The sequence below is a fragment of the Aurantimicrobium minutum genome (genome assembly GCF_002355535.1).
In the GTDB taxonomy this organism is placed as follows: domain Bacteria; phylum Actinomycetota; class Actinomycetes; order Actinomycetales; family Microbacteriaceae; genus Aurantimicrobium; species Aurantimicrobium minutum.
Genome location: NZ_AP017457.1, coordinates 923,939 through 948,196 on the forward strand (window position 1 = coordinate 923,939; position 24,258 = coordinate 948,196).

Annotated in this window: 25 protein-coding genes and 2 riboswitches; of the genes, 10 read left to right on the forward strand and 15 right to left on the reverse strand. The window is 53.6% G+C overall.

Translation table 11 applies throughout. The features are described from left to right. Positions 1 to 101: 101 nt before the first annotated feature. The 3 genes from AUMI_RS04515 to AUMI_RS04525 are packed head-to-tail and all read left to right on the forward strand — an operon-like array spanning position 102 to position 1,596. Complete coding sequence (locus AUMI_RS04515; RefSeq protein WP_197702049.1) at positions 102 to 482, forward strand: Ada metal-binding domain-containing protein; 381 nt, start codon at positions 102 to 104, stop codon at positions 480 to 482. Then, positions 479 to 979, forward strand: coding sequence for a methylated-DNA--[protein]-cysteine S-methyltransferase (locus AUMI_RS04520; RefSeq protein ID WP_096381801.1), 501 nt, complete (start codon positions 479 to 481; stop codon positions 977 to 979). The genes AUMI_RS04515 and AUMI_RS04520 overlap by 4 nt, the downstream gene beginning before the upstream one ends. Beyond that, the gene (locus tag AUMI_RS04525; RefSeq protein ID WP_096381804.1) at positions 979 to 1,596 is read left to right on the forward strand and encodes a DNA-3-methyladenine glycosylase I; all 618 of its coding nucleotides are present in this window, start codon (positions 979 to 981) and stop codon (positions 1,594 to 1,596) included. Before AUMI_RS04520 ends, AUMI_RS04525 begins: the two co-directional genes overlap by 1 nt. Here the strand turns inward: AUMI_RS04525 and AUMI_RS04530 are convergent. Beyond that, positions 1,593 to 1,946 (reverse strand): twin-arginine translocase TatA/TatE family subunit, encoded by a 354-nt coding sequence (locus tag AUMI_RS04530; RefSeq protein WP_096381806.1) that lies wholly within the window; start codon positions 1,944 to 1,946, stop codon positions 1,593 to 1,595. The genes AUMI_RS04525 and AUMI_RS04530 overlap by 4 nt on opposite strands. 62 nt (positions 1,947 to 2,008) lie before the next feature. Between AUMI_RS04530 and AUMI_RS04535 the strand changes: the two genes are divergently transcribed. Next, a complete protein-coding gene (locus tag AUMI_RS04535) occupies positions 2,009 to 2,638 on the forward strand; it encodes an O-methyltransferase (protein ID WP_096381809.1) in 630 nt (209 codons plus the stop codon). A 63-nt stretch (positions 2,639 to 2,701) separates the two neighbouring features. Here AUMI_RS04535 and AUMI_RS04540 read toward each other — a convergent pair whose 3' ends face one another. The 3 genes from AUMI_RS04540 to dapE all read right to left on the reverse strand — a co-directional run bounded on the left by AUMI_RS04540 (position 2,702) and on the right by dapE (position 5,266). Further along, positions 2,702 to 2,875, reverse strand: a complete 174-nt coding sequence (locus AUMI_RS04540) for a DUF3117 domain-containing protein (protein ID WP_096381811.1) — start codon at positions 2,873 to 2,875, stop codon at positions 2,702 to 2,704. A 113-nt stretch (positions 2,876 to 2,988) separates the two neighbouring features. Further along, positions 2,989 to 4,167, reverse strand: coding sequence for a hypothetical protein (locus AUMI_RS04545; protein ID WP_231951703.1), 1,179 nt, complete (start codon positions 4,165 to 4,167; stop codon positions 2,989 to 2,991). A 13-nt stretch (positions 4,168 to 4,180) separates the two neighbouring features. Continuing rightward, positions 4,181 to 5,266, reverse strand: a complete 1,086-nt coding sequence (gene dapE, locus AUMI_RS04550; RefSeq protein WP_096381813.1) for a succinyl-diaminopimelate desuccinylase — start codon at positions 5,264 to 5,266, stop codon at positions 4,181 to 4,183. 31 nt (positions 5,267 to 5,297) lie between these two features. Here dapE and dapD point away from each other — a divergent pair, with 31 nt between their 5' ends. Then, positions 5,298 to 6,245, forward strand: coding sequence for a 2,3,4,5-tetrahydropyridine-2,6-dicarboxylate N-succinyltransferase (gene dapD / locus AUMI_RS04555; RefSeq protein WP_096381815.1), 948 nt, complete (start codon positions 5,298 to 5,300; stop codon positions 6,243 to 6,245). A 3-nt stretch (positions 6,246 to 6,248) separates the two neighbouring features. On the opposite strand, the gene AUMI_RS04560 is transcribed toward dapD, so the two are convergent. The 5 genes from AUMI_RS04560 to AUMI_RS04580 form a co-directional block, all read right to left on the reverse strand. Beyond that, positions 6,249 to 7,292 carry an alcohol dehydrogenase catalytic domain-containing protein gene (locus AUMI_RS04560; RefSeq protein WP_096381818.1) on the reverse strand — a complete coding sequence of 348 codons (1,044 nt, stop codon included), beginning with the start codon at positions 7,290 to 7,292 and terminating at the stop codon, positions 6,249 to 6,251. A gap of 17 nt (positions 7,293 to 7,309) precedes the next feature. After that, entirely contained in the window at positions 7,310 to 8,566 is a 1,257-nt protein-coding gene (locus tag AUMI_RS04565; protein WP_425338944.1) for a citrate synthase, read from the reverse strand. A gap of 142 nt (positions 8,567 to 8,708) precedes the next feature. Continuing rightward, positions 8,709 to 9,812: a succinyldiaminopimelate transaminase gene (gene dapC / locus AUMI_RS04570; RefSeq protein ID WP_096381820.1), complete on the reverse strand. Its 1,104-nt coding sequence runs from the start codon at positions 9,810 to 9,812 to the stop codon at positions 8,709 to 8,711. Positions 9,813 to 9,817: 5 nt separating this feature from the next. Beyond that, a complete protein-coding gene (gene fdxA / locus AUMI_RS04575) occupies positions 9,818 to 10,135 on the reverse strand; it encodes a ferredoxin (protein WP_096381823.1) in 318 nt (105 codons plus the stop codon). A 58-nt stretch (positions 10,136 to 10,193) separates the two neighbouring features. Then, positions 10,194 to 10,604 (reverse strand): hypothetical protein, encoded by a 411-nt coding sequence (locus tag AUMI_RS04580; protein WP_148664050.1) that lies wholly within the window; start codon positions 10,602 to 10,604, stop codon positions 10,194 to 10,196. A gap of 159 nt (positions 10,605 to 10,763) precedes the next feature. Between AUMI_RS04580 and efeU the strand changes: the two genes are divergently transcribed. Then, positions 10,764 to 11,579, forward strand: coding sequence for an iron uptake transporter permease EfeU (gene efeU / locus AUMI_RS04585; protein ID WP_096381828.1), 816 nt, complete (start codon positions 10,764 to 10,766; stop codon positions 11,577 to 11,579). 28 nt (positions 11,580 to 11,607) lie between these two features. Here the strand turns inward: efeU and typA are convergent, their stop codons facing one another. Then, positions 11,608 to 13,515: a translational GTPase TypA gene (gene typA, locus AUMI_RS04590; protein ID WP_096381830.1), complete on the reverse strand. Its 1,908-nt coding sequence runs from the start codon at positions 13,513 to 13,515 to the stop codon at positions 11,608 to 11,610. Positions 13,516 to 13,688: 173 nt separating this feature from the next. Here typA and AUMI_RS04595 point away from each other — a divergent pair, with 173 nt between their 5' ends. From AUMI_RS04595 to AUMI_RS04610, 4 genes are read left to right on the forward strand one after another with little or no spacing between them, the layout of a single operon-like run. Further along, complete coding sequence (locus AUMI_RS04595; protein ID WP_096381832.1) at positions 13,689 to 15,941, forward strand: DUF11 domain-containing protein; 2,253 nt, start codon at positions 13,689 to 13,691, stop codon at positions 15,939 to 15,941. Beyond that, complete coding sequence (locus AUMI_RS04600) at positions 15,942 to 16,721, forward strand: CPBP family intramembrane glutamic endopeptidase (protein ID WP_096381835.1); 780 nt, start codon at positions 15,942 to 15,944, stop codon at positions 16,719 to 16,721. A gap of 25 nt (positions 16,722 to 16,746) precedes the next feature. Then, positions 16,747 to 17,304 (forward strand): hypothetical protein, encoded by a 558-nt coding sequence (locus tag AUMI_RS04605; protein ID WP_096381837.1) that lies wholly within the window; start codon positions 16,747 to 16,749, stop codon positions 17,302 to 17,304. A 51-nt stretch (positions 17,305 to 17,355) separates the two neighbouring features. Continuing rightward, the gene (locus AUMI_RS04610) at positions 17,356 to 17,958 is read left to right on the forward strand and encodes a TetR/AcrR family transcriptional regulator (RefSeq protein ID WP_096381840.1); all 603 of its coding nucleotides are present in this window, start codon (positions 17,356 to 17,358) and stop codon (positions 17,956 to 17,958) included. On the opposite strand, the gene AUMI_RS04615 is transcribed toward AUMI_RS04610, so the two are convergent. From AUMI_RS04615 to gcvT, 5 genes are all read right to left on the reverse strand, one after another. After that, positions 17,955 to 18,500, reverse strand: coding sequence for a cysteine hydrolase family protein (locus AUMI_RS04615; protein ID WP_096381841.1), 546 nt, complete (start codon positions 18,498 to 18,500; stop codon positions 17,955 to 17,957). The two genes, AUMI_RS04610 and AUMI_RS04615, sit on opposite strands and share 4 nt — an antisense overlap. A gap of 62 nt (positions 18,501 to 18,562) precedes the next feature. After that, on the reverse strand, positions 18,563 to 19,354 hold the full coding sequence (locus AUMI_RS04620) for a bacteriorhodopsin-like (protein WP_096383469.1): 792 nt from the start codon (positions 19,352 to 19,354) through the stop codon (positions 18,563 to 18,565). Between the two features lie 181 nt (positions 19,355 to 19,535). Further along, positions 19,536 to 22,436, reverse strand: coding sequence for an aminomethyl-transferring glycine dehydrogenase (gcvP, locus tag AUMI_RS04625; protein WP_096381844.1), 2,901 nt, complete (start codon positions 22,434 to 22,436; stop codon positions 19,536 to 19,538). A 71-nt stretch (positions 22,437 to 22,507) separates the two neighbouring features. Beyond that, complete coding sequence (gene gcvH, locus AUMI_RS04630) at positions 22,508 to 22,879, reverse strand: glycine cleavage system protein GcvH (protein WP_096381846.1); 372 nt, start codon at positions 22,877 to 22,879, stop codon at positions 22,508 to 22,510. Positions 22,880 to 22,881: 2 nt separating this feature from the next. Next, complete coding sequence (gcvT, locus tag AUMI_RS04635; RefSeq protein WP_096381849.1) at positions 22,882 to 24,021, reverse strand: glycine cleavage system aminomethyltransferase GcvT; 1,140 nt, start codon at positions 24,019 to 24,021, stop codon at positions 22,882 to 22,884. Between the two features lie 37 nt (positions 24,022 to 24,058). Further along, positions 24,059 to 24,152, reverse strand: a riboswitch (glycine riboswitch). 1 nt (position 24,153) lies between these two features. Beyond that, a riboswitch (glycine riboswitch) is annotated at positions 24,154 to 24,245 on the reverse strand. Between the last annotated feature and the right edge of the window lie 13 nt (positions 24,246 to 24,258).

Genomic DNA, 24,258 nt, shown 5'->3' on the forward strand with positions numbered 1-24,258 from the left:
CTGGGGGCGTCGTCTGCATAAGGCGGCGCCCCCACCTTTGTGTTAATGAGATGTCGCACGTGTATATGCCCTCAAGGACACAATCGCGCAAGAATTGGGATATGCCCACACCACAGTTCTACGGAGTGACCACGACAGGAATCTATTGTCGTTTTGGGTGCCCTTCACGAACTCCTCGGCCCGAGAACGTGGTGTATCTCAACTCAACGCAGGATGCCCAAGTTCTCGGTTTGCGCCCCTGTAAACGATGTAGACCTGATCAACTCACCGCCCCGCACCAGGCCTTCCACGAATTCGTTGCTTCGCAATTAGTGATTCTCGCCCAGCAACATCCTGCACACTCCATTAAGGAATATGCAGCTGCACTGTCCATATCTACGCGCCAGTTGGAGCGGATTATCTTGCTTCAAACAGGCTTTTCTCCTCGGGCATACCTCAACAGCAGCACGCCTGCGTCCCTCTCTGAAAGAATCAGCACATGAGCGCAACCTTTGCCACAATTGACTCCCCCCTCGGACGCATCGAGCTCACGAGCGACGGTGAAGCTATCACCTTCTTGAGCATCGAGGGTGTCGAGGGTTCTCCTCACGGGCGTCTTCAACACGGTGGTCGTCCGGGTACCCCTGATGCTGTCATCACCCAAGCGATCAAGGAACTGAGCGAATACTTCGCTGGCACACGAAAAGACTTTGATGTTCCAGTCAAACTTGTGGGAACGCCGTTCCAGCAAGCCATTTGGCACGAACTTCTGGCTATTCCTTATGGTGGCCACGCCTCCTATGGCGACCTGGCAACACGTGCGGGGAACCCCAAGGCAGCTCGTGCTGTGGGAGGCGCTGTGGGTGCAAACCCTGTGCCGATCATTGTTCCTTGCCACCGCATTCTTGCTGGCAACAGCAAGCTCACCGGCTACTCCGGTGGTTCTGGTGTTCCCACCAAGATTCAACTCTTGGACATTGAGGGCATCGAATACAAGTAATGGCTTATAAAGATCTCGAGATTGGCGAAGACGGCCTCGCTCGCTGTGGCTGGGTTGGAACTGATCCCGAATATGCTCGCTATCACGATGAAGAGTGGGGCGTGAAGCTTCTCGGTGATCACAAACTCTTCGAAAAGCTTTCTCTCGAAGGATTCCAAGCTGGTCTGAGCTGGATTACCATTTTGAAACGGCGACCAGGGTTTCGTGATGCATTTCACAACTTCGATATCGATGCCGTTGCTGCGTTCACTACTGATGATGTAGAACGCCTCATGCGTGATGAACGCATCATTCGTAATCGAGCAAAGATCGAAGCGACCATTTCTAATGCGCAGGCAGTACAGCAGATGATTGCGCAGCAACCAGGTGCGCTCCATGATCTCATCTGGTCATTTCAACCACTGTCGAGGCAGCGCGCAAATGCGTGTGCTGGAGATGAGCAGGTGCGCTACCAAACTTTGGCACAAGTTCCTGCTGTAACAACAGAATCAGAACAGCTGAGCAAAGCCCTCAAAAGGCAGGGGTTTAAGTTTGTGGGAGCAACCACGATGTATGCGCTGATGCAATCTGGCGGTCTCGTTGACGATCACTTGGCGGGCTGCCACAGAGCAGTTTAGGTAGCTTCGATATCGAAGGGGGTAGCCGCATTTGCGTCGCGAGGTACCGCTTTCTTCGCAACTACTGCAGGCGCAATGACTGGGGCTGATTGAGGTGCATCATCAAGAAGCGCCTCACGGATAATACGACGGGGGTCATACTGGCGGGGGTCGAGTTTCTTCCACTCTTCCTCATCAAAATCGTCACCGAGTTCTTCTTTGATGCGTTCTTTTGCGCCCGTGGTCATTTCTTTGAGCTTGCGCACTAACTGACCAAATTTTGCGGAGTACGCAGGCAGGCGTTCGGGACCAATCACGAAGACAGCAATTACCCCGATGATGAGTAATTTCTCGAAGGTCAAACCAAACACACTACGAGAATACCGCTCCTAAAGCATGCGTTAGCTCTACGCTTAAGCCCAAGGAGACTGACGTGACACACAACGAACTAACGTGGAAGTTCCTCAACGAATTTGATGTTGAGTCGAGCACCCAGGCACAAGCCCGCGCTATTTCCCTCGAACACGGCTTAAACCCCATCAGTCCAGCTGTCGGAGCACAGCTTGCTTTGGTCGCTGCTGCAACAAATGCAACCAACATGATTGAGATTGGCACCGGTTGTGGCCTGTCTGGTTTGTGGCTTCTTTCCGGTGCTCCTGAGGCAACCCTGACCTCCATTGACCCCGAGTTTGAATACCACGAGCAGGCTCGTGAATTCTTTACCGAAGCAGGTTTCCCCGCCAGCCGCGTGCGTCTCATCACCGGCAAGGCGCTTGATGTTCTTCCTCGCATGAACGAGAACAGCTACGACGTTGTCCTCGTCGACGGTGACCCCAACCAGGTTGAACAGAACGTTGAACACGCATTGCGCCTAGTTCGTGTGGGTGGAACTGTGCTTGTTCCCCACATCCTGCACGATGGCGACGTAGCCAATCCAGCCAAGCGCACAGCAGCAGTGAACGGATTGCGAGCCGTACTCACCGCTGCACAAGAATCCGAGAACATCGTGGCTGCTCTCTCCCCTGCAGGTGACGGCCTGCTGCAGTTCACTAAAATTTCCTAAACATTCTTCATAAAAAGAACCCCCGCTGAGATCAGCGGGGGTTCTTTGGTTGAGACGTTAAAACTAGGCGGGGTTTACAACCTTGGCCAGTACGTCGTGAAGCTCCTTCGCTTCAGCGTCGTTGACGGAGACGACCAAACGGCCACCACCCTCGAGAGGAACGCGCACAATAATCAGGCGACCTTCCTTGACAGCCTCCATGGGACCGTCGCCAGTCCGTGGCTTCATTGCAGCCATTTAGGCCACCCCTTTCACTTACTTTGTGTACTTCTATTATCTCGCATTGTTTACTACTCAAAAACCACAGCTATGCCCCAAACAGCTACGGAATCCGTCGTTTCAGACTGTTTTTAGGGTGGACTCCAGTCGTATCCATCAATACGCCAGCAAATCAATAGCCAGCCCCACTGTAGGGCGATGAACAAGACCGTCATAGTGACGCGATAAACCTTCGATTTCGGGGCTGCAACAGCTCCTAAAGCCGGGAAGAGTGGTGCAAGCAAACGGAAGGTGCTCGACTGAGGGAAGAAGACAGCAAGGAGGTAGAGGGCGTAGCTGATAAGCCAGAACCGAATGTCAACACCCAAACGCTTCATAGCGGGGGTGAACAAGAAGATCACAAAGCCAATCACGAGTGCTGCCAGCAACACATAACCGGCAACTTCGGGATATCCGAAGTTGGTTGTCCACCACTGGGCGGCGAAAATCCAGGGGGTGAACGGAACCAGCTCTTGGTAGCCAATGTAGGCAGAGCGCCACGCTAACTCTGTTTCCAGATAAGCCGTAGGCATACCTGTGACCGCACCAGCAATAAACAACCAGACAACCCCAGAAAATGCTGCAATAAGTGCAACTGCGGCCACAAGGACTTTCTCTTTGAGGAGGAAGCGTGCTTTTTGCGTCGCGCGATAAATCCAATGCAGGACCAACGTCAATGCAATGGCGAGAGATCCAGGACGGGTTACAGACAATACGAGGACAACCGGAATCATCCAGGCATACTTACGCCGCACCAACAGATACAGCGCAATAACAATGAGCATCAGCTGCATCGACTCTGCATAAGCCAGTTGGAATAGCGGTGAAACCGGGGCCACCGAGAACAACAGCACGGCGAAAAGGGCCTGTTGCGCGGGAACAAAACGGGTCAGGAGTTTATAGAACACCAAAGTGGCCACATAAGCACACACCACCGTGATGATGATGGCAGCAATATTCCACGGCAGGCCGGTAAGCACCATCACTCCGCGCACCAGTGCGGGATACACCGGCATGAACGCCCACGCGTTCTCGGCGATATGGCCATCTTCAGTGACTGGAAGCTGCGTTGGATAACCAACCTCAGCAATGATGTTGTACCAGCGACCATCCCACATCGAGGAGAAATCCCAGAGACTGGGCTGTGCACCTGTCCATGCGTTCTCTGCTTGCTGACTGGCCAAAACGAGAAGCATTGCTGTGGATATGGCTCGGCCAAGCAGGAAGATCAAGCTGACCTTAATCCACCAGGCCAGTCGTGTACGTGCCATCCCCCGAAAGTCCTTAGGCCTGAGTGAGCCAGTTGCGCAGTGCCTGCTCGCAGGACTCAATCTGTGACGTCAATACGCGCTCATCATCAGTGTGGGCAAGGGATGGGTCACCTGGTCCAAAGTTCACTGCAGGGATTCCCAGCGCTGAAAAACGTGAGACGTCTGTCCAGCCATATTTAGGCTTGGGTTCTTCTCCCACGGCGGCGACAAAGTCTTGTGCAATGGCAGCAGTCAAACCAGGCCTAGCGCCCTCTGCGCTGTCAGTAACAACAATCTCAAACCCGGCAAAGACATCTTGCACGTGAGCAAGTGCTTGGTCTACAGACTTGTCTGGAGCAAACCTGTAATTCACTGTGAGCACAGCAGCATCGGGAATCACATTTCCTGCGACACCGCCAGAAATCCCGACTGCGCTGAGTCCTTCACGATAATCCAGACCATCCACTGTGACTGTTGCAGGTTCGTAAGCCTCTAAGGCAGACAGGGCAGAAGAGAGTTTGTGGATTGCATTTTCGCCCATCCACGCACGCGCAGAGTGTGCACGAACGCCCTGCGTTCTCACCTCTACGCGTAAAGTTCCATTGCAACCGCCCTCAACGGTGGAGTTGGATGGTTCCCCCAAAATGGCAAAATCGCCGGCGAGTAACTCAGGGGCCACTACAGCCAAGCGACCAAGCCCGTTGAGGGAGGACTCGACTTCTTCGTGGTCGTACCAAATCCAGGTGATGTCATAGGCCGGTTCGGTGAGTTCAGCGGCAAGTTTGACGGCAACAGCAACACCGGCCTTCATGTCTACTGTTCCCCTGCCCCACAACCATTGGGCGCCTTCTTCTTCGCTGTAGCGAACCGGAAGGTTGTTGTTGACCGGAACGGTATCGATATGCCCAGCAATAATGACGCGTTGCGAACGACCAAGGTTGGTTCGTGCCACGACAGCATCTTCATTGCGGAAGATGTCCAGATGCGCATATTCAGACAGTGCTGCTTCAATCGCATTTGCGAGGGCGTGCTCATTGCCTGAAACAGACTCGATGTTGCAGATATCTGCTGTGAGCTCAACGCTAGATCGGAACAGGTCAAGCGTTGGCGTGGAGGACATGCCCCAAGTTTATCGCCGGTAACCTAGAGGCATGGTTTCTTCGCAGACAAACACGCACGCCTGGGGTTACGGGCTCGCAACTGTTGCCTCAGATGGCACCGTATTAGACACCTGGTATCCCTCTCCACAGCTAGGCACTCTGCCTGCTGGTCGTGACAAGTGGATTGTTCCTGCCGAACTTGAAGACCTCGTCGGTGAGGATGCTCGTCGTCGGGTCACCTTGGAAGCCGTCACCGTCGAGATCAACCTAGAGGAACCAGCACAGGGCACTTCAGATGCTTACCTTCGCCTGCACCTGCTTTCTCACCTTCTCGTTGCCCCGAACACCATCAACCTCGATGGCATCTTTGGCCAGCTCCCCAACGTGGTGTGGACTAACGCTGGCCCTGTACACCCCACAGATTTCACAGCGCTTCGCCCCCGACTTCTTCGTGAGGGTATTCAGGCTCAGGGAATCGATAGATTCCCTCGCCTAACCGATTACGTCACCCCAGACCGCGTCCGCATCGCAGATGCTTCGCGGGTGCGCTTAGGTGCACACCTCGCTCCTGGAACTGTTGTCATGCACGAAGGTTTTGTTAACTTCAATGCAGGAACACTAGGAACCTCGATGGTGGAAGGCCGCATCTCTCAAGGCGTTGTCGTTGGAGACGGTTCAGATATCGGCGGCGGTGCCTCCATTATGGGAACACTCTCCGGCGGTGGAACCGAGAAAATCAAGATTGGGCAGCGTTCGCTTCTGGGAGCAAACTCCGGCATCGGTATTTCCATTGGTGATGACTGCGTTGTTGAGGCAGGCCTCTATGTCACGGCTGGCACCAAGGTCAACGTCATTGATGGCGAGAATACAACCGTGATGAAAGCTAAAGAGCTTTCTGGTGTGAACAACTTGCTGTTCCGTCGTAATTCAGGAACCGGTGCCGTGGAAGTAACCTCGCGCACGGGCGTGGGCATTGTCCTCAACTCTGCCCTGCACTAATTTCTAGGGCGCGATAATCTTCACGCCAGGTTCAGTACCTTGGCTCATCGCGGCTAACGCTTCCGGAACCTCATCCAAGCTGATGGTGCGTGTAATGAACTGCCCTGGATCGATAACACCAGTAGCAATGTCGGAGAGCATCTGCGGATAAGAAGCAGCTGCCATTCCGTGTGAACCCAACACCTGTAACTCACGGCCAATCACTAAATGCATGGGTACTGTAGCGCGGTCCCCAATCTTGGCAGGTAGCAACAAACCTATTTGAACGTGGCGTCCCTGGACACGCAGGCTTTCGACTGCTGTGCGCGAGGTTTCTATACTTCCCAACGCGTCCACTGAGACATCAACACCGCCTGGAACAATCGCCTGGATAGCCTCAACAACAGATCCACGCCCGGCATTGATCACATGTGCCGCACCGGCTTGACGGGCAAGCTCTAAAGCATCATCGTTCACGTCCACAGCAATGACCTGTGCACCACAGGAAGCTGCAACCATCACGGCAGCTAAACCAATCCCGCCGCAGCCAAAGACTGCAACGCTTTCTCCCAGAGTGACAGCTGCGACATGCTTGATGGCCCGATAGCTCGTGGCAAAGCGGCACCCTAAGCTTGCTGCCACAACGAAGGGAACTTCAGCGGGAAGTTTCACCGCATTGAAGTCTGCTCGAGGAATAGCGACGAACTGAGCATAGGTACCTGGGCCGCTGAAACCTGGTTGCCATTGATCTGGACACACCTGGGCATTGCCACTTTCACACCACGAGCATTGTCCACAGCCACACACAAAGGGAAAAACAACCCTGTCTCCCACAACAAGACCAGAAACCTCCGCTCCCACCTGGTGAACCACCCCAGCAAACTCATGGCCAGGGATGTGTGGAAATACGGTGATGTCGGGATCATGACCCTGCCATGCATGCCAATCAGAGCGGCACAATCCAGCCGCTTTGACTTCGATAACAACACCGTCGGCTGGAGCTGTTGGCATCACCACGTCTACTACAGTCAGTGGCCCTGCAAACTGTTCAAACTGAACTGCCTTCATGGCGGAGGTGAGCAGGCTTAGAAGTTACGAAGCTGGTCGCCGATGTACAGCTGCTGTGGGCGACCAATCTTGGTCTGTGGGTCCAGGTTCATTTCACGCCAGTGCGCAATCCAACCTGGCAGACGGCCCAGAGCAAACAGAACAGTAAACATGCGGGTGGGGAAACCCATCGCCTTGTAGATAACACCGGTGTAGAAGTCCACGTTGGGGTAAAGCTTGCGCTCCTTGAAGTAGTCGTCCTCGAGGGCGATTCCTTCAAGCTCCTTGGCAATTCCCAGAAGTGGGTCGTTGACACCGAGGGCAGCAAGGACCTCGTCTGCGGTGTCCTTCACAAGGCGTGCACGTGGGTCGTAGTTCTTGTACACGCGGTGACCGAAGCCCATGAGACGGACGCCGTCTTCTTTGTTCTTGACGCGCTCAACGTACTTAGAAACGGACTCACCTGATTCTTGGATTTCTCCGAGCATGGTGAGCACAGCCTCGTTTGCTCCACCGTGAAGTGGGCCAAAGAGGGCGTTGATACCTGCAGAGACTGATGCAAAGAGGTTTGCATCAGTAGAACCGACCAAGCGGACAGTAGAGGTGGAAGCGTTCTGTTCGTGGTCTGCATGCAGAATGAGCAAACGCTCGAGAGCGTTGACAACAACAGGGTTCTGAACGTAAGGCTCTGCCTTGTTGCCGAAGGTTAGGCGCAGGAAGTTCTCAACAAAAGACAGCGAGTTGTCTGGGTAGAGACGAGCCTGACCGATGCTTTTCTTATGTGCATAAGCAGCCATTACGGGAAGCTTTGCCAGAAGGCGGTAGGTCGACGTTTCAACCTGCTCAGGGTTCTTGGGATCAAGTGAGTCTTCGTAATAGGTCGACAGTGCTGAAACGCCTGCAGAGAGTACCGGCATAGGGTGTGCGCGACGTGGGAATCCGGAGAAGAAATCCTTGAGGTCTTCGTGCAGGAGTGTGTGACGACGAATGTTTTCTTCGAAGTTTTCTTTCTCGACTGCGGTAGGAACTTCGCCATGAATGAGCAGATAAGCAGTTTCAAGGAAGGTCAGGTTTGTTGCTACCTGGTCGATGGGATATCCGCGGTATCGCAGGATGCCAGCCTCACCATCGATGTAGGTGATTTTCGACTTGGTGGAAGCTGTGTTGACGAAGCCATAGTCCAGTGCGGTGAGGCCTGTCTGCTTGGTCAAAGTTGAGAGGTCAATAGCTGGATTGCCTTCGGTACCGTGCAAAACGGGTAGCTCAATGGTCTTGCCGTTGTAAGTGAGGGAAATGTTCTCCCCCGCAGGCACTGAGTTAGTGGCTTCAGTCACGAAGACTCCTTGTGGAAACTGTCTTAGGTGAGTGGGTACTCAAGTTCATTCATGGTGATGAAATCCCCAAGTTATCCAAGCCTATTGGCAAAAAGTACTGTTGCTAAACACTCAGAAGTCTGCGTGCAGCCTCAGCAATACGCTCATCGGTTTCCGTCAACGACAAACGAACATGGTTAGGAAAAAAATCACCATAAAAAACACCTGGCCCAGCAATAATTCCTAAGCCGGCAAGCTTCTCAATCGACGCCCACGCATCAACGCCCTCGGTGACCCATAAATAGAGTCCCGCTTCACTGTGGTCGATGCGGTATCCGGCAGAGTTCAAAGCAGGAATGAGCATCTCCCGGCGAGCGCGATAGCGCTCTTTCTGAGCGGCAACGTGTGCATCATCATTGAGTGCAGCAACCATCGCAACCTGGACTGGCCCCGGTTGCATCATGCCTGCGTGCTTACGAATGTTGGTGAGCTGAGAAATCAATGCGGCATCTCCGGCAACAAATGCTGCACGGTATCCAGCCAGGTTGGATTGCTTGCTCAAGGAATACGCGGTCAGAATTCCAGTGAGATCGCCACCGGTTACCTCTGGATCAAGCAGACTGGGAATAGGTTCGTGTTCCCAGCGCCCAGACCAGCCCAGTTCGGCATAACACTCGTCACCGACGATGTAGGCCCCGAGTTCTCGTGCTCGCTGAACACGAGCCTTGAGCTGTTCTTTATCGAGAACTTGTCCATCTGGATTACCGGGGCTGTTGAGCCAGACCAGCTTTGTGTTTTCTGGCCATTGAGCGGGGTTATCACTCGGGAAAGGGGTTGCCTCGGCCATGCGCGCCCCAATCTCATAGGTCGGATAGGCGGCTGTAGGGTGCACGACCACATCACCAGGACCTAAACGCAACATGAACGGTAGCCAAGCAACAAACTCTTTGGACCCAATGGTGGGCAGAACATTATCTACACCCAGGCCGGTCACACCACGACGGCGAGCAAACCACTCCACGATTGCTTCGCGTAACGCGGGAGTTCCGATTGTGGTGGGGTACGCGTGTGAATCTGTCGCCTGAGCGAGGGCAGCACGAATAACCTCTGGCGTGGGGTCTACCGGTGAACCGATGGAGAGATCAATTGCACCGCCATGATGAGCTTTCGCCTTCGCCACGAAGGGCGCCATGGCGTCCCATGGGTAATCAGGCAGCTCTGTGAGCATGAAACTTAGGCCTGTGGGGGCAGTGCAGTAATTACAGGGTGGTCACCCTTGATAACGCCAACCTTGGCAGCTCCACCGGGGGATCCAACTTCTTGGAAGAACTCCACGTTTGCCTTGTAGTAGTCAGCCCACTGCTCTGGGAGATCATCTTCGTAGTAGATGGCTTCGACGGGGCACACTGGTTCGCATGCGCCACAGTCCACACACTCATCGGGGTGGATGTAAAGCATACGGTCACCTTCGTAGATGCAATCTACGGGGCACTCATCGATGCAGGCACGGTCTTTGACATCTACACATGGCAAGGCGATGACGTAGGTCAAGGTGGTACTCCTCTATCGAAAGTTCAGGTGGGTCTGACTTAACTTTACTGTTCTTTTCTTAGCTGCTGATGCTCTCGCCACGGCGGTGTTCGGGCAGTTTGGGCCAAGCCACGACCACTATCGCAATCAACGTGGGAGCAACAGCCCAGATTGTGCCCAGCAGGTTGTTTGGCACAAGGACGGATCCCCCGACGCTGCGCAGACTCAAGAGAAAAACCATGCCAATAATTCCCAGTGCCGCACACAGCACGATCAGCCTGTCTTGCACAACCATTCTCAGGCCTACGAGAAAACCGATAAGCACAATCAGAGAAAGAATCATGCCCCAGGGAATGTCGATTCCCAATATGGTCACGACGTTTTGATGAGCAACGGTGGTGATGGATCCAACCAGAAGCCCCATGAAGAGTGCTCCTAGACACAGCAATAAACGGGTGGACCAGGGGCGTGTGGGGTGTTGTTCGGGCATTTATGTAGTGTACCTAGCTAAATATCGTTCGTATCCGTATGATTATTTCCATCGGTAAGAATATTGAGTTTGACCAAGTTAGGTAATCCTTACTAAGGTAAACCTTACTTAGGTAAACCTAACTCCGTTGCTGCAACTAGAAAGACCAGTGCCAGAATAATGTTCGCAAACTTGCTCATCGGTCTTCGCGAAGGCCTCGAAGCGGCACTGATCATCGGTATTCTCGGCGCGTATCTGATCAAAATTGATCGCCGTGATGTGTTGCCCAAAATGTGGGCTGGTGTTGGCATAGCTGCACTCCTCTCTGCTGCGGTAGGAATCCTTCTTGGTGTTGGGGTTGCAACACTCGATGACAGGTCAGAAGAAATCCTCGCAGGGGTGCTGTCCTTCCTTGCTGTAGTCCTGGTGACTTGGATGATCTTCTGGATGGCCAAAACTGCTCGCAGCATCAAAGCTCATTTGGAATCAGATGTGGATAAGAACCTTGCCGGTAACGGCTGGGGAATCATGCTTGTCGCATTTTTGGCCGTCGGTCGTGAAGGAATTGAAACCGCTGTCTTCATCTGGGCGGCAGCCAACGCAACAGGTGAACGCCTGCTGCCAACCTTGGGTGCCATCATTGGTCTCGGAATAGCAGCTCTGTTGGGATGGCTCATCTTCAAGGGAATGGTGCGCTTAGATCTCAAGAAGTTCTTCGCATGGTCAGGAGCTTTCCTCATCATCGTGGCCGCCGGAATTCTCAGCTATGGAATCCACGAATGGCAAGAAGCTGGTCTACTTCCCGGCGACGCGAACAAAGCCTTTAACGTGGAAGCTGTCATAGCTCCAGACACCTGGTACGCGGTACTACTTCGCGGAACAGTCGGCTTTACGCCCGAAATGTCATGGCTGCAGGTTATCGGCTGGGTTCTCTACGTCGGAATCACCATGACAGTTTTCTTGCGCTCTATGAAAACGAAAGCCCCAGCCAAATAAGGAGAGGGCTTGTCGTCAGTGAAACTGATTACTCGTTCTGCTTCTTGAGGCGGCTCGCGTTACGTGCACGAGATTGAGCATCGAGCTCAACCTTGCGAATACGCACCGTTTCAGGTGTGACCTCAACACACTCATCTTCACGAGCGAACTCGAGGCACTCCTCGAGTGAGAGCTGACGAGAAGGAGTCATTGACTCGAAGCTGTCTGCAGTTGACGAACGCATGTTTGTCAGCTTCTTTTCTTTGGTGATGTTCACATCCATGTCATCAGCACGGGAGTTCTCACCAATAACCATGCCCTCATAAACCTCTTCAGTGGGCTGAACGAAGAAGCTCATGCGCTCCTGCAGACCAATGATGGCGAAGGGAGTGACCACACCGGCGCGGTCAGCGACGATAGATCCGTTGACACGGGTCACAATCTGACCCGCCCACTCTTCATAGCCGTGAGCAATCGCGTTAGCGATACCGGTACCACGCGTTGCGGTGAGGAATTCGGTGCGGAAACCGATCAGACCACGAGAAGGAACGATGAATTCCATACGAACCCAACCGGTTCCGTGATTAACCATCGATTCCATACGCCCCTTGCGTGCGGCAAGCAGCTGCGTGATTGCACCGAGGTATTCCTCAGGTGCATCAATGGTGAGGTGTTCGTAAGGTTCGTGAACCTTGCCATCAACCTTCTTGGTCACTACCTGTGGCTTACCCACGGTGAGCTCGAAACCTTCACGGCGCATGTTTTCAACCAAGATGGCCAGCGCAAGTTCACCACGGCCCTGGACTTCCCAGGTGTCGGGGCGTCCGATGTCGACAACTTTGAGCGAAACGTTACCGATGAGTTCACGGTCGAGACGATCCTTCACCATTCGAGCGGTGAGCTTGTGACCCTTGACCTTACCGACCAGAGGAGAGGTGTTGGTTCCGATAGTCATCGAAATAGCGGGGTCATCCACTGTAATGGCGGGAAGGGGACGAACATCATCGGGATCAGCAAGAGTTTCACCAATGGTGATCTCATCAATACCTGCCACAGCAACAATGTCACCGGGAGCAGCACTCTCAGCGGGGAAACGCTCGAGGGCTTTGGTCTTCAAAAGTTCGGTGATGCGAACGTTGGATACAGTGCCATCGTGCTTGACCCAGGCAACGGTCTGACCCTTTTTGATGGTTCCGTTGAACACACGAATCAAAGCCAAACGACCCAGGAAGGGCGACGCATCCAGGTTGGTGACGTGCGCCTGAAGTGGTGCTTCGTCATCGTAGGAGGGAGCAGGAATGTGCTTGAGAATGGCTTCAAAAAGAGGCTCAAGGTCATCGTTATCAGGCAAAGAACCATCTGCGGGCTTGTTGTGACTTGCAGCACCGGCACGGCCAGATGCATAAACAACAGGAACATCCAGGATGGAATCCAGATCCAGATCGGGAACATCATCAGCCATATCGGATGCAAGACCAAGCAGGAGGTCCTGGCTTTCGCCCACAACTTCGTCGATACGAGCATCGGGACGGTCAGTCTTGTTCACCAACAAGATCACGGGAAGCTTTGCTTCCAGTGCCTTGCGCAATACGAAGCGGGTCTGTGGAAGAGGACCTTCAGAAGCATCAACCAGAAGCACAACGCCGTCCACCATGGACAGACCGCGCTCCACCTCGCCACCAAAGTCAGCGTGGCCAGGAGTGTCAATCACGTTAATGGTGATGGGTCCGCTTGTTGCGTGCTTTCCTTCGTAGGACACAGCAGTGTTCTTCGCAAGGATGGTGATGCCTTTTTCGCGTTCAAGATCGTTGGAGTCCATCATGCGGTCTTCGCCGGCAAAGTGGGCGTCAAACGAGTTGGTCTGCTTGAGCATTGCGTCAACAAGCGTGGTCTTACCGTGGTCAACGTGAGCAACGATTGCGACGTTGCGCAGGTCTGAGCGGAGGGCGTGCGCCATGAAAAATCCTCTCGATGACCTCACATGGTCATCGTTTGTGAAAAGTGAGCGCCCGAATAACGTGTACCAGCGGCACCACAAGTGTGCGATGCCGGGAAAATCGAGCAGTTCCAGCATACCGCAGGGCTTGAACTTCTTGATTTCGAAGCCTGAGTTACTGAAATAATGAGTCAATGCGCCGTGTGATTTCCCTCCTGACAGCTCTGTGCCTGATTGCCAGCGGACTAGTCATTGTTGGGCTGGTCACACCGATAGAGCCAGCACAGGCAGCGAGCAGTTGTCCACCGGCCATCACCGAGCTAGATAACCCCAGTTTTGAAGCCCCAGTGCTGACAAACAACACCTATCAGCAACTGAATGATTCCAAAGTTCCCGGGTGGTCAACTACGGCTACAGACCACCTCATTGAAATTTGGAAGAGCGGCTTCAACGGCGTACCTGCAGCATCCGGACTGCAATTTGCCGAAATTAACGCCACTCAAAACGCAGCGCTCTATCAAGATCTTCCAACTACCCCCGGCCAAACGCTCACCTGGGGCCTTTCTCACCGAGGACGCCAAGGCGTTGACACCATGCACGTCGAGATTGGCCCTGCCGGCGGTGCATCCAACTATTCCTCTGGAACCATCAGCGATGGAAACACCGCCTGGGGTCGCTGGACTGGAAGCTACACCGTTCCCGCAGGACAGTACACAACCCGATTTGCCTTCATTGCCGATTCAACTGCGGGCGGAAATAAGAGCATTGGAAACTTCCTGGATGACATTTCCTTTGGTACGCCTGCCTGCGTGATTGCAACAAAAGATGTTTACCCCCAAGGTCCGGTCGATGTTGGCGAAACACTCACCTATGTGGTCTCGGTGACGAACGAGGGTGGTGCAGCAACCCGGGACATCACCATTACTGATGCGATTCCTGCCAACACAACCTATGTCGCTGGTTCTGCCTCCCCCTCAGGCTCGCTGTCGGGATCAACTCTGACGTTGAGACCAGCTGGAACCAATGGGGTTCTAGGAGTTGTAGAACCGGGAGCAACAGCGGTTGTCTCTTTCCAAGTAACCGTGAATTCGGCGGCAGCTCAAACCACTATTCGCAACAGCGCATCGGTCAGTTCTGACAACGGCATCGCAATCGATAACTTCACGACTAATGAGGTTGCGAACACAGTTAATGCTGCAGCAGATGTCGAAATTCTCAAAGGTTTTTCTGGAGGAGGAACTGTTACCTCTGGTGGTTCAAAGACGATGTCTTTTTTCGTGAAAAATCTCGGGCCAAGTTCAGCAACCAACGTGACCGTCTCTGATGTCATTCCTTCTTCACTGACAATCTCAGGGGCCTTGCCTGCGGGCTGTTCCACGGCTCAATCTGGTGGAAATACAGTTCTGACATGCGTTATCAACTCCATGACGTTGAACCAATTGGAGACCATTTCGCTCAATGTCGACGCAGCCACAACAGCGACAGCCATTGAAGTGTTCAACACTGCCCGAATTAGCTCTGCAAGTTTCGACCCCAACCCCGTCAACGACGTGGCCATTGCTCCGCTTTCCATCCGGCCCGATACAACTGGAGCACTGAAAATTCAGAAAGTTTCTAGTCCTACGGCAACTACCGCCGGTGGGAAAGCGGGCTGGATTATCAATGTTCACAATGCGGGAAGCTCAGCAACCTCAGGGCCAGTGACTCTCAGTGATCCAGCAGTTCAAGGATTCACGGCGACGAGCGTCACGGTCATCCCTGCCATCAACAACCAAGGCGGCGACCCAACGGTAACGTGCACTCTCGGCGCTACGCCTCTGTGCACATTCCCTACCGGAATCAACGCAGGCAATAGCTACACCGTCGTTATCTCAGGAAACCTTGCCTCTACTGTCGGTAACGGAACGGTACTAACCAATACCGCAAGCCTGAGTAACGGCGAGAGTTCTTCTGCGACCATCACAGCCAATAACGTGGCTGATGTGGTTGTCCTCAAAGAGCTCACTACTCCGGCAGAGGCAGGAGTTCCTTTGGGATATCAAGTGACTGTCATCAATGCGGGCCCTAGCGCTGCAGTGAACACCGTAATTACAGATACCCTTCCAGCTGGAACAACACTGCTGAATCTCCCCTCAGGCTGCACGAGCACAGGACAAACTCTGACCTGCGCATTGGGCACACTGGCCACTGCTTCGGTGACAACCTTGGTCTATCAGGTTTCCATACCTGATCGCGGAGGTACCTTCACCAACCTTGCAGTCGCTACCTCAGATACTCCGTTCTTAGACGCCATCACCCCTGAAGCATCAGTCACAGTTACCATTGCTGGTCTCGCGGTTACAGGCTCATCTCTGAGTGCAGCACCTCTCGGAATTGGCTTGCTTGGTTCAGGAATAGCACTGATGATCCTTGCTCTGCGACGCAAGAAGGAGCAGCTGGGGTCATAAATGAACGACGAGTGGACTCCTCAACAGCAGCGTGCGCGGACCTGGCTCGAAATTGCCATCGTTCTCGCGCTTTCGCTGGGTTCGTCTGCGATTTATTCCATCGTCTCCCTAATACGTAAGCTGACCACCCCTGAAGCACTCAATGCTCAGAAGACGGTTATTAACCAGCCACTATCTGACCAGCCCATCTTTGATCTGGTTTACCAACTCTTAGGTATTGCTTTTGGTTTGGTCCCTGTGGTGCTCGTGTTCTGGCTCTTGGCAAAGCCAGGCCAGAGTGCGTTCACACAACTAGGTTTCAACTTCAAGGAACCGGGTAAAGATCTCCTGCGCGGCTTCGGTCTTGCAGCAGTTATTGGCATTCCTGGTCTTGCGCTCTATCTCGTTGGCCACGCGCTGGGTATTACCGTCACGATTGTTCCCACAGCACTGGATACGTATTGGTGGACTATTCCTGTGCTGGTTTTGGCCGCTTTGCGTGCCGCACTGGTGGAAGAGCTCATTGTGGTGGGATATCTCTTTACTCGATTGCGGGAGTTGGGCTGGCACACCTGGCAGATCATCACCGCAAGTGCACTTCTTCGCGGTAGCTATCACCTCTATCAAGGCTTTGGGCCCTTCATTGGCAATGTTGTTATGGGTGTGGTCTTTGGGTATGCCTATCAGCGCTGGGGCCGCACTATGCCGCTGGTTATTGCGCACTGGATTTTAGATATTGTCTCCTTCACCGGCTACGCCGCCATAAAGGCACTAGCTCCCGGCTTCCTGCCAGGAACCTAGGCCCACAGCACCTAGGCTAGAACCTATGTTCAAACGCATATTCATTGCCATTGCCCTTGCGCTTGTTGCCTCACTGACGGTTACTGCATGTAGTGCAACAGATAACAGGAACCTTTCCGGCCAGGCAGCTCAAGATGCCTTGGACATTGTGGTCAAGAACTCTGTCAAGAAAATGACTACCGAGGGCGGGTCTGAAACCCTCGCAGTTGGCCAGACCACCTATGCGATTATTTATGACCCCCAGGCCCCAGAAGGCAAGCAGGTCGTCACCGCAAATCTGACTGATAACTCCCCTGCGACCTTTGACTCCTTAGAGACGGTTTCTCTTCTGGCGCTAGAGCGTTTACTCACGACACCACTTCTTGAAGATGCCGAAGTGAGTTTGACCAAGAATGTCTTCACGATTCAGGGGAAAGATTTCTTGGTAGAAATTTTTGTCACGGATGATCTTGTTTACAAATCAAATATTTGGAGCAGCACCTCAGGCTCGAAAGACCCTCAAGTGGTCGTTATTAAGTACGGCATCAGCGAGGAATCACGAACCCTGTTCAACACCGCTGTCGAAACTGCCCCTGCACAGTAATCAATACCTTTCGTCCAATTATTCAGGGAGACATTACGCCTAGAATTAACTATGGCTAAAACCTCCCACCCCACTCGCGACCGTCTCATTGAGACCATGGCTGAGTTGTTGGATGGTTCAGATCCTGAACACATCACTGCAGACCAGGTACTAAGTGCAAGTGGTGTTTCCAAGGGATCGTTGTATCACCACTTTGAGGACTTCGAAGATCTTCTCGAAGCTGCACTCATCTCTCGGTTCAGTAAGAACGTGGATGCCACTATTGACCATCTTGCTTCCATCCTCGCCACCGCAGGTTCACGCGATGAACTACTTGCCGCTTTGCGGAAAGTTAATGATTTTGACCAAGACCAGTCACGTTTCCGTTTCCGTCTTGAGCGTGCCCGTGCCGCAGGTTTGACCTACAGCAGCCCTCGGTTTCACGACGCCCTGGGCATAGAACAACAACGTCTCACGGACGCTTTTACGGACCTATTTGTGGAAGCTCAAAACAAGGGCTGGATGTCAACCGAAGTTGACGCCCGCGCAGCAGCAGTTTTTGTTCAGGCCTACACTGTCGGACGTGTCGTTGACGACATCGCTCCAGAGAAGGTCAACCCCTTAGCTTGGATTGACTTGATCATGCGCATCATCGACAAGGCAATTCTCATCTAGCCTGCCAAGACCTCCGCAGTTGACTTCACGATGGCAAATTCACCATGCAGGTTTGCTGCCGTCATTCGCGCAACCTCCTCAGCGGGAATAATGTTGCCTTCGATGTCCTTCTTGTCGAAAGTATGAGTGGCATCCAACACAAAAGTAACGTCATAACCAAGGTTGCCACCCATACGTGCGGTGGTTTCGCAGCAGAAATTCGTCATAATTCCGCAGACGGTTATGGCATTGATGTGTTCTTTCTTCAGCCACGAATCCAAATCAGGTGTTCCATAGAAGGCAGAGTTCACGCTTTTGGTGACAAAGAGGTCATGTGGGCCATCAATACCAGGCTTGAGGTCATTGCCAGCTTGGCCAGGCGCCAAGGGTGATCCTGGCTTGATGGAGTCATGGCGCACCAGAACGACAGGTTGACCAGAGTTTCGCCACTTGTCCAATAGTGCGCGAACGTTTTCTTCGCACTTGGGGTTATTTCTAGGACCGTTGCGGGGGTCATCAAACCCACGTTGGACATCAACCACAATCAGAGCATTCTTTGTCATGTCTTGAGCATAAGAGAAAAGGCAGGCCCCCAATAGGGGACCTGCCTTTTCTTCTGTGGTGCTTAGTCGCGGAACTCAGTCTTGGCGAACTCTGCATCGTCCTCAGCGGACTTCATGCGAGCAATCGAGAAGATGAGCAGACCGAACAAACACTTCGCCAGAATGTCGGCGATGGTGTATCCAACTTCGCGAGCAACAAACTGGTCAGCTACGAAGCCATCGCTGTTCATCGCGAAGATGAAGGCGATGGGGTAAACGCCCCAGGTTGCGATCAGCAAGAGACGAAGCTGCTTGATCTTCTTCTGTACTCCTGCAGACTGGCGAACCAGGCTCTTGCTGAGCTCGATGAAGAGCACATACAGGATGTAGAGGAAGGGGATGGTGGAGAGTAGACCCCAGACAGATGGAGCAATACCCCAGATGTCAAGCTTGGCGTCTCCGGGATATCCCAGAACAATCATCAGTGCTGCCGCAGGCACCAGGCGCTTGAGCAGCGAGCTCTGGAGCTGTCTGGTCAGTGCAAGGACGGCAACAATTTCCATCAGAAGCAACGGAACGGTCAGCAGCCAGTCAACGTAGCGGTAACCCACGTTGTAGACAGCTGCATTGTTCATTGCTCCATCGAGTGATGAGAATGCGTGGTTGAACGAGTCGAACATTCTGAAGTAGTGATAGGCGGCAATGCCTGTCACGGTTGCAGAGATGAGGACTGCGAGACGATAACGCGGGAGCACACGATCTCTGGCTAATACCAGGAAGAACGTAGTGAACAACATGCTGGCAATACCCAGCGAGAGCATGTTGAAAACAATGTTGAACTGGGTATCAGTCAACAGTTCGGACAGATTATTCATTGGGGTGGAACCTTCCATTAGTGAGACGTACTAATGGCGGCGGAAAGCCTCAAAGTCCTAAACCCCTACTTTGAGGCTTGGCGTCACCATATTGGTAGAACATTCCCAGCATATAGCGATATATCGTTAATTTCGACAGGCGCACATAAAGAATTGAGCCCCTCTTTCGAGGAGCTCAACCTTAGTTTTCGAATGCCTCAGGCGGTGGGCATGAACACACGAGGTTACGGTCACCGTATGCGTTATCAACACGACGAACTGGTGCCCAGTACTTACTTCTGATGCGCATCGTGAGAGTAGCGGCATCCAGACCCTCTGCAAAGGGGTAGGCAGCCTTCTCTCGTGAGTAAGGGTGGTTCCACTCACCAGCAATCGACGCTGCAGTGTGAGGCGCGTTGTGCAAAGGGTTGTCATCAGCTGGCCACTCGCCTGCAAGAACAGCATCTGCCTCTGCCTTAATGGTGATCATGGCGTTGATGAAACGCTCGATCTCTTCGAGGTCCTCAGATTCGGTGGGCTCAATCATGAGAGTTCCCGCAACAGGGAAGCTCATGGTGGGAGCGTGGAAGCCAAAGTCCACCAATCGCTTGGCCACGTCATCCACGGTCACACCAGTCTCCGCGGTCAGAGGACGGATATCCAGAATGCACTCGTGGGCAACCAGGCCGTTTTCTCCGGTGTAGAGAGTGGCGAAATACGGCGCCAAACGCTGAGAGATGTAGTTTGCAGCCAACACAGCAGACGCTGTGGCTTGGCGGATGCCCTCTTCACCCATCATGCGCACATATGCCCACGAGATAGGCAAGATGCTCGGTGAACCATAGGGAGCTGCCGAGATCTGAACACCATCGTGTGTAACCGTGGTGACCTTGCCATCTTCAACGAGCACGTGGTGTGGGTTTTGGATAGCAAAGTGGCTGGGCAGATAGGGAGCAAGGTGTGCCTTGGCTGCAACTGGTCCAACACCGGGGCCACCACCACCGTGAGGAATACAGAAGGTCTTGTGCAGGTTCAGGTGAGAGACATCACCACCAAAGTCACCAAAGCGAGCAAAACCGGTCATCGCGTTGAGGTTTGCACCATCAACATAAACCTGGCCACCAGCTGCGTGAACAGCTGCAGTGATGTCGGGCACAGCGTGCTCGTAGACACCGTGAGTGGAAGGGTAGGTAATCATCAGAGCAGCAAGCTTGTCACCGTGCTCGGCGATCTTTGCCCGCAGATCATCGAGGTCAACGTTTCCAACCTCGTCACAAGCAACAACAACCACGCTCATGCCTGCAAGAACTGCGGATGCCGCGTTGGTTCCGTGTGCACTGGAAGGAATCAAACAGATGGTGCGCTGAATGTCCCCATTAGCCAGATGGTATCCGCGAATAGCAAGCAACCCGGCAAGCTCTCCCTGGCTTCCAGCGTTGGGCTGGAGAGAGATGGTGTTGTACCCGGTGAGGTCAATGAGCCACTTCTCCAGCTGAGCAATCATCTCAACATATCCAGCAACATCATCGGCAGGAGCAAAGGGGTGCAATCCGCCAAACTCAGGCCAGGTCACTGCTTCCATTTCGGTAGCCGAGTTGAGCTTCATTGTGCACGATCCCAGAGGAATCATGCCGCGATCGAGGGCGTAGTCGAAGTCCGCAAGACGCTTGAGGTAGCGCATCATGCTGGTTTCGCTGCGGTGCGTGTTGAACACTGGGTGCTCGAGGTAGCTCGAGGTGCGAACCAGCTTGGCAGGAACAGCAGCGGCAACAGCCTGGTAGGCAGCGTTGGCGCCGAAGAATCCAGCGACAGCTTCCACCTCACCTGGGGTGGTGGTTTCATCCACCGAAATGGAGAGAGTGTCTGCATCAACGAGGTTGAGTAAGAAACCACCCTGCTTGGCAGCATCAAAGATGGCCTGTGCCTTGCCAGGAACTGACACGGTGAGAGTGTCAAAGAAGTGGTCGTGGGCGACCTGGACACCGCCGGCGCGAAGAATCGCTGCCAAAGCGGTTGCACGCTCGTGCACCTGAGTTGCAATTTCCTTGAGACCTTCTGGGCCGTGGTACACGGCATACATTCCAGCCATCACAGCAAGCAAAACCTGTGCAGTACAAATGTTCGACGTTGCCTTATCGCGACGGATGTGCTGCTCACGAGCTTGAAGAGTCAAACGGTAGGCAGGCTCACCGTTAGCGTCCACTGAGACGCCGACGAGACGACCTGGCATGCTGCGCTCAAGACCTTCACGCACAGCGAGGTAGCCGGCGTGTGGACCACCAAAGCCCAGGGGAACACCAAAGCGCTGTGAGGATCCCACCGCAACGTCAGCACCCAATTCTGCTGGGGATGCAATGAGAGTTAGGGCAAGCAGGTCTGCTGCAACGATGGTGACAGCACCGGCTTCCTTAGCCTTGGCGATGACATCACTGGGGTCCCAAATACGACCCGAGGCTCCAGGGTATTGAATGAGCACACCAAATGCCTCTGGCAGCTGTGCGCCGGAGGCGAGATCCAGTTCCACGACCTCGATATCAACAGCACCAACACGACCAGCAATCAGGCTCTTGGTTTGTGGCAAGACATCAGTGTCAACAACAAACACGTTGGATTCAACCTTGGAGGAGCGACGTGCCAGCAGCATGGCTTCTACAGCAGAAGTCGACTCATCCAGCATGGAACCGTTCGCGGTGGACAGGCCAGTGAGGTCAGTGACCATGGTCTGGAAGTTGATGATGGCTTCCAAACGACCCTGCGAGATTTCTGGCTGGTACGGGGTGTACGCGGTGTACCAGCTGGGGTTCTCCAGAACGTTGCGCTTGATCACAGCAGGAGTAATGGTGTCGTAGTAGCCCTGACCAATGAGTGAGCGACGAACAGTGTTCTTCGACGCAAACTCACGCAGTTCAGCCAGTGCTTCACGTTCGGTGGCAGGTTCTGGAAGTAGTGAAGAACCCGCAGCACGGAACTGGTCCACGTGAATGGACTCAGGGATAGCAGCCTCAATGAGCTGCTCAATGCTGTCATATCCCAACTGCTTAAGCATGTGTGCTTGAGCAGAAGAATCTGTTCCGATGTGGCGGTTGACGAACGCGTTCGACATGTATGTTCCTTGCGTGAAAAGGGCAGGGCTATTTGAGAGTGGTGCGGGGGCTACCAAAAGGTAGCGACGAATTATTCGCCGGTAAGCGCGGTGTAGGCGTCAGCCTCAAGCAGTGCAGGCATGTCTGTGATGCTGATCTTGATCAACCAACCAGCACCGAATGGGTCTTCGTTGACCAATTCTGGGCTTGCAACGACAGCGTCGTTAACCTCGACGACTGTTCCTGATGCAGGAGCGTAAAGTTCGCCAACACTCTTGGTGGACTCGATCTCTCCAACTACAGTTCCGGCGTTGATGGAGGAACCAACCTTGGGAAGTTCAACATAAACAACATCGCCGAGCTTCTCAGCCGCATACGCGGTGATGCCAACGGTGGCACTGTCACCGTTAATTTCGAGCCACTCGTGCTCTTCGGTGTATTTGAGGTGTGAGGGGTTAGCCATGATTAGTTCTTCTTTCTGCTGTAAAACGGTAAAGCGGTAACGGTATAGGGAAGACGAGTGCCGCGGATATCCACATCGATGACGTTGCCAATCTCGGAGACAGAGGGGTCAACAAAAGCCATGGCGATGGGGTATTCCAGGGTGGGTGAAAGAGCACCTGAGGTAATCACGCCGACTTTGTTTTCGCCGGAATAGACCTCGTAGTCTGCTCGCGCAGCACGCTTGCCTTCACCAACCAGACCCACCAGCACGGGTGCGTCAGCGGCGACACCCTTTTCTGCTGCGGCACGGCCAACAAAGTCGCCTTCTTTAGAGAGGGCAACGACCTTGCCCAAGCCAGCTTGGACTGGAGCGGTGGTGAGGTTGAGCTCGTGGCCGTAGAGAGGCATACCTGCTTCCAGACGGAGAGTGTCGCGGCACGCAAGACCAGTAGGAACGAGGCCACGGCTTTCGCCAGCAACCATCAATGCATTCCACAATGCGGCGGCGTGCTGAACATCGATATAGAGTTCGAAACCGTCTTCGCCGGTGTATCCGGTGCGTCCGATCAGTACCGGGTTGCCCAGGAATACCGCGGGCAAAGACCAGTAGTACTTGAGTGTTTCTAGGGTGTTCTCGGGGCGATCGTGCGCTTCAGCAGAAAGCTCAAGGCCAACCGTGTGCTGGAGAATGTCCAGGGCATTGGGTCCTTGCACTGCGATGAGTGCGGTGGCGTCGCTTTCATCTTTGACGTTGACGTCAAAACCGGTAGTGCGGTGGTTGAGTGCTTCCACGGCGGGGAAACGGTTGCCTGCATTGGCCACAACCAACCAGTGGGTCTCCCCCAAGCGATAGATCACGAGGTCGTCAATGATGCCTCCTGCTTCGTTGAGAAGCAGCGAGTACTTGGCCTGACCAATGTTCAAAGCTGACAGTTTGCCGGCGAGTGCGTAATCCAAGAACGCACCTGCATCAGGGCCAGTAATGGAGATTTCTGCCATGTGGGAGATATCGAAGATACCTGCAGCAGTGCGCACCGCGTGGTGCTCGGCGAGGTCACTGTCATAACGAACAGGCATCATGAAGCCTGCAAAGTCAGTGAAGCTTGCGCCGAGTGACTCATGCACCGCGTGCAGAGGTGAGTATCGAGGTGTATCAGACATTGAGTTCTCCGATCGGTTAGAAACCTTCGTATGGAACTCCCCCTCTGTCATTTGTGCCTGAGAGCTTCACTACCTAGGGCAGTTTTCACCGTGGGCGAGATGGTTGTTCCACCATCTTCTTTTCAGAGTGGCCCGTTCACTGCGGTACGCGTACCTGAGAGATTGTCGGGGAGGATTGCTCCTTCGGTGTTCACCTCGAGGGTGAACTCTCCCGCAATGATCGATTGACCTCGATAT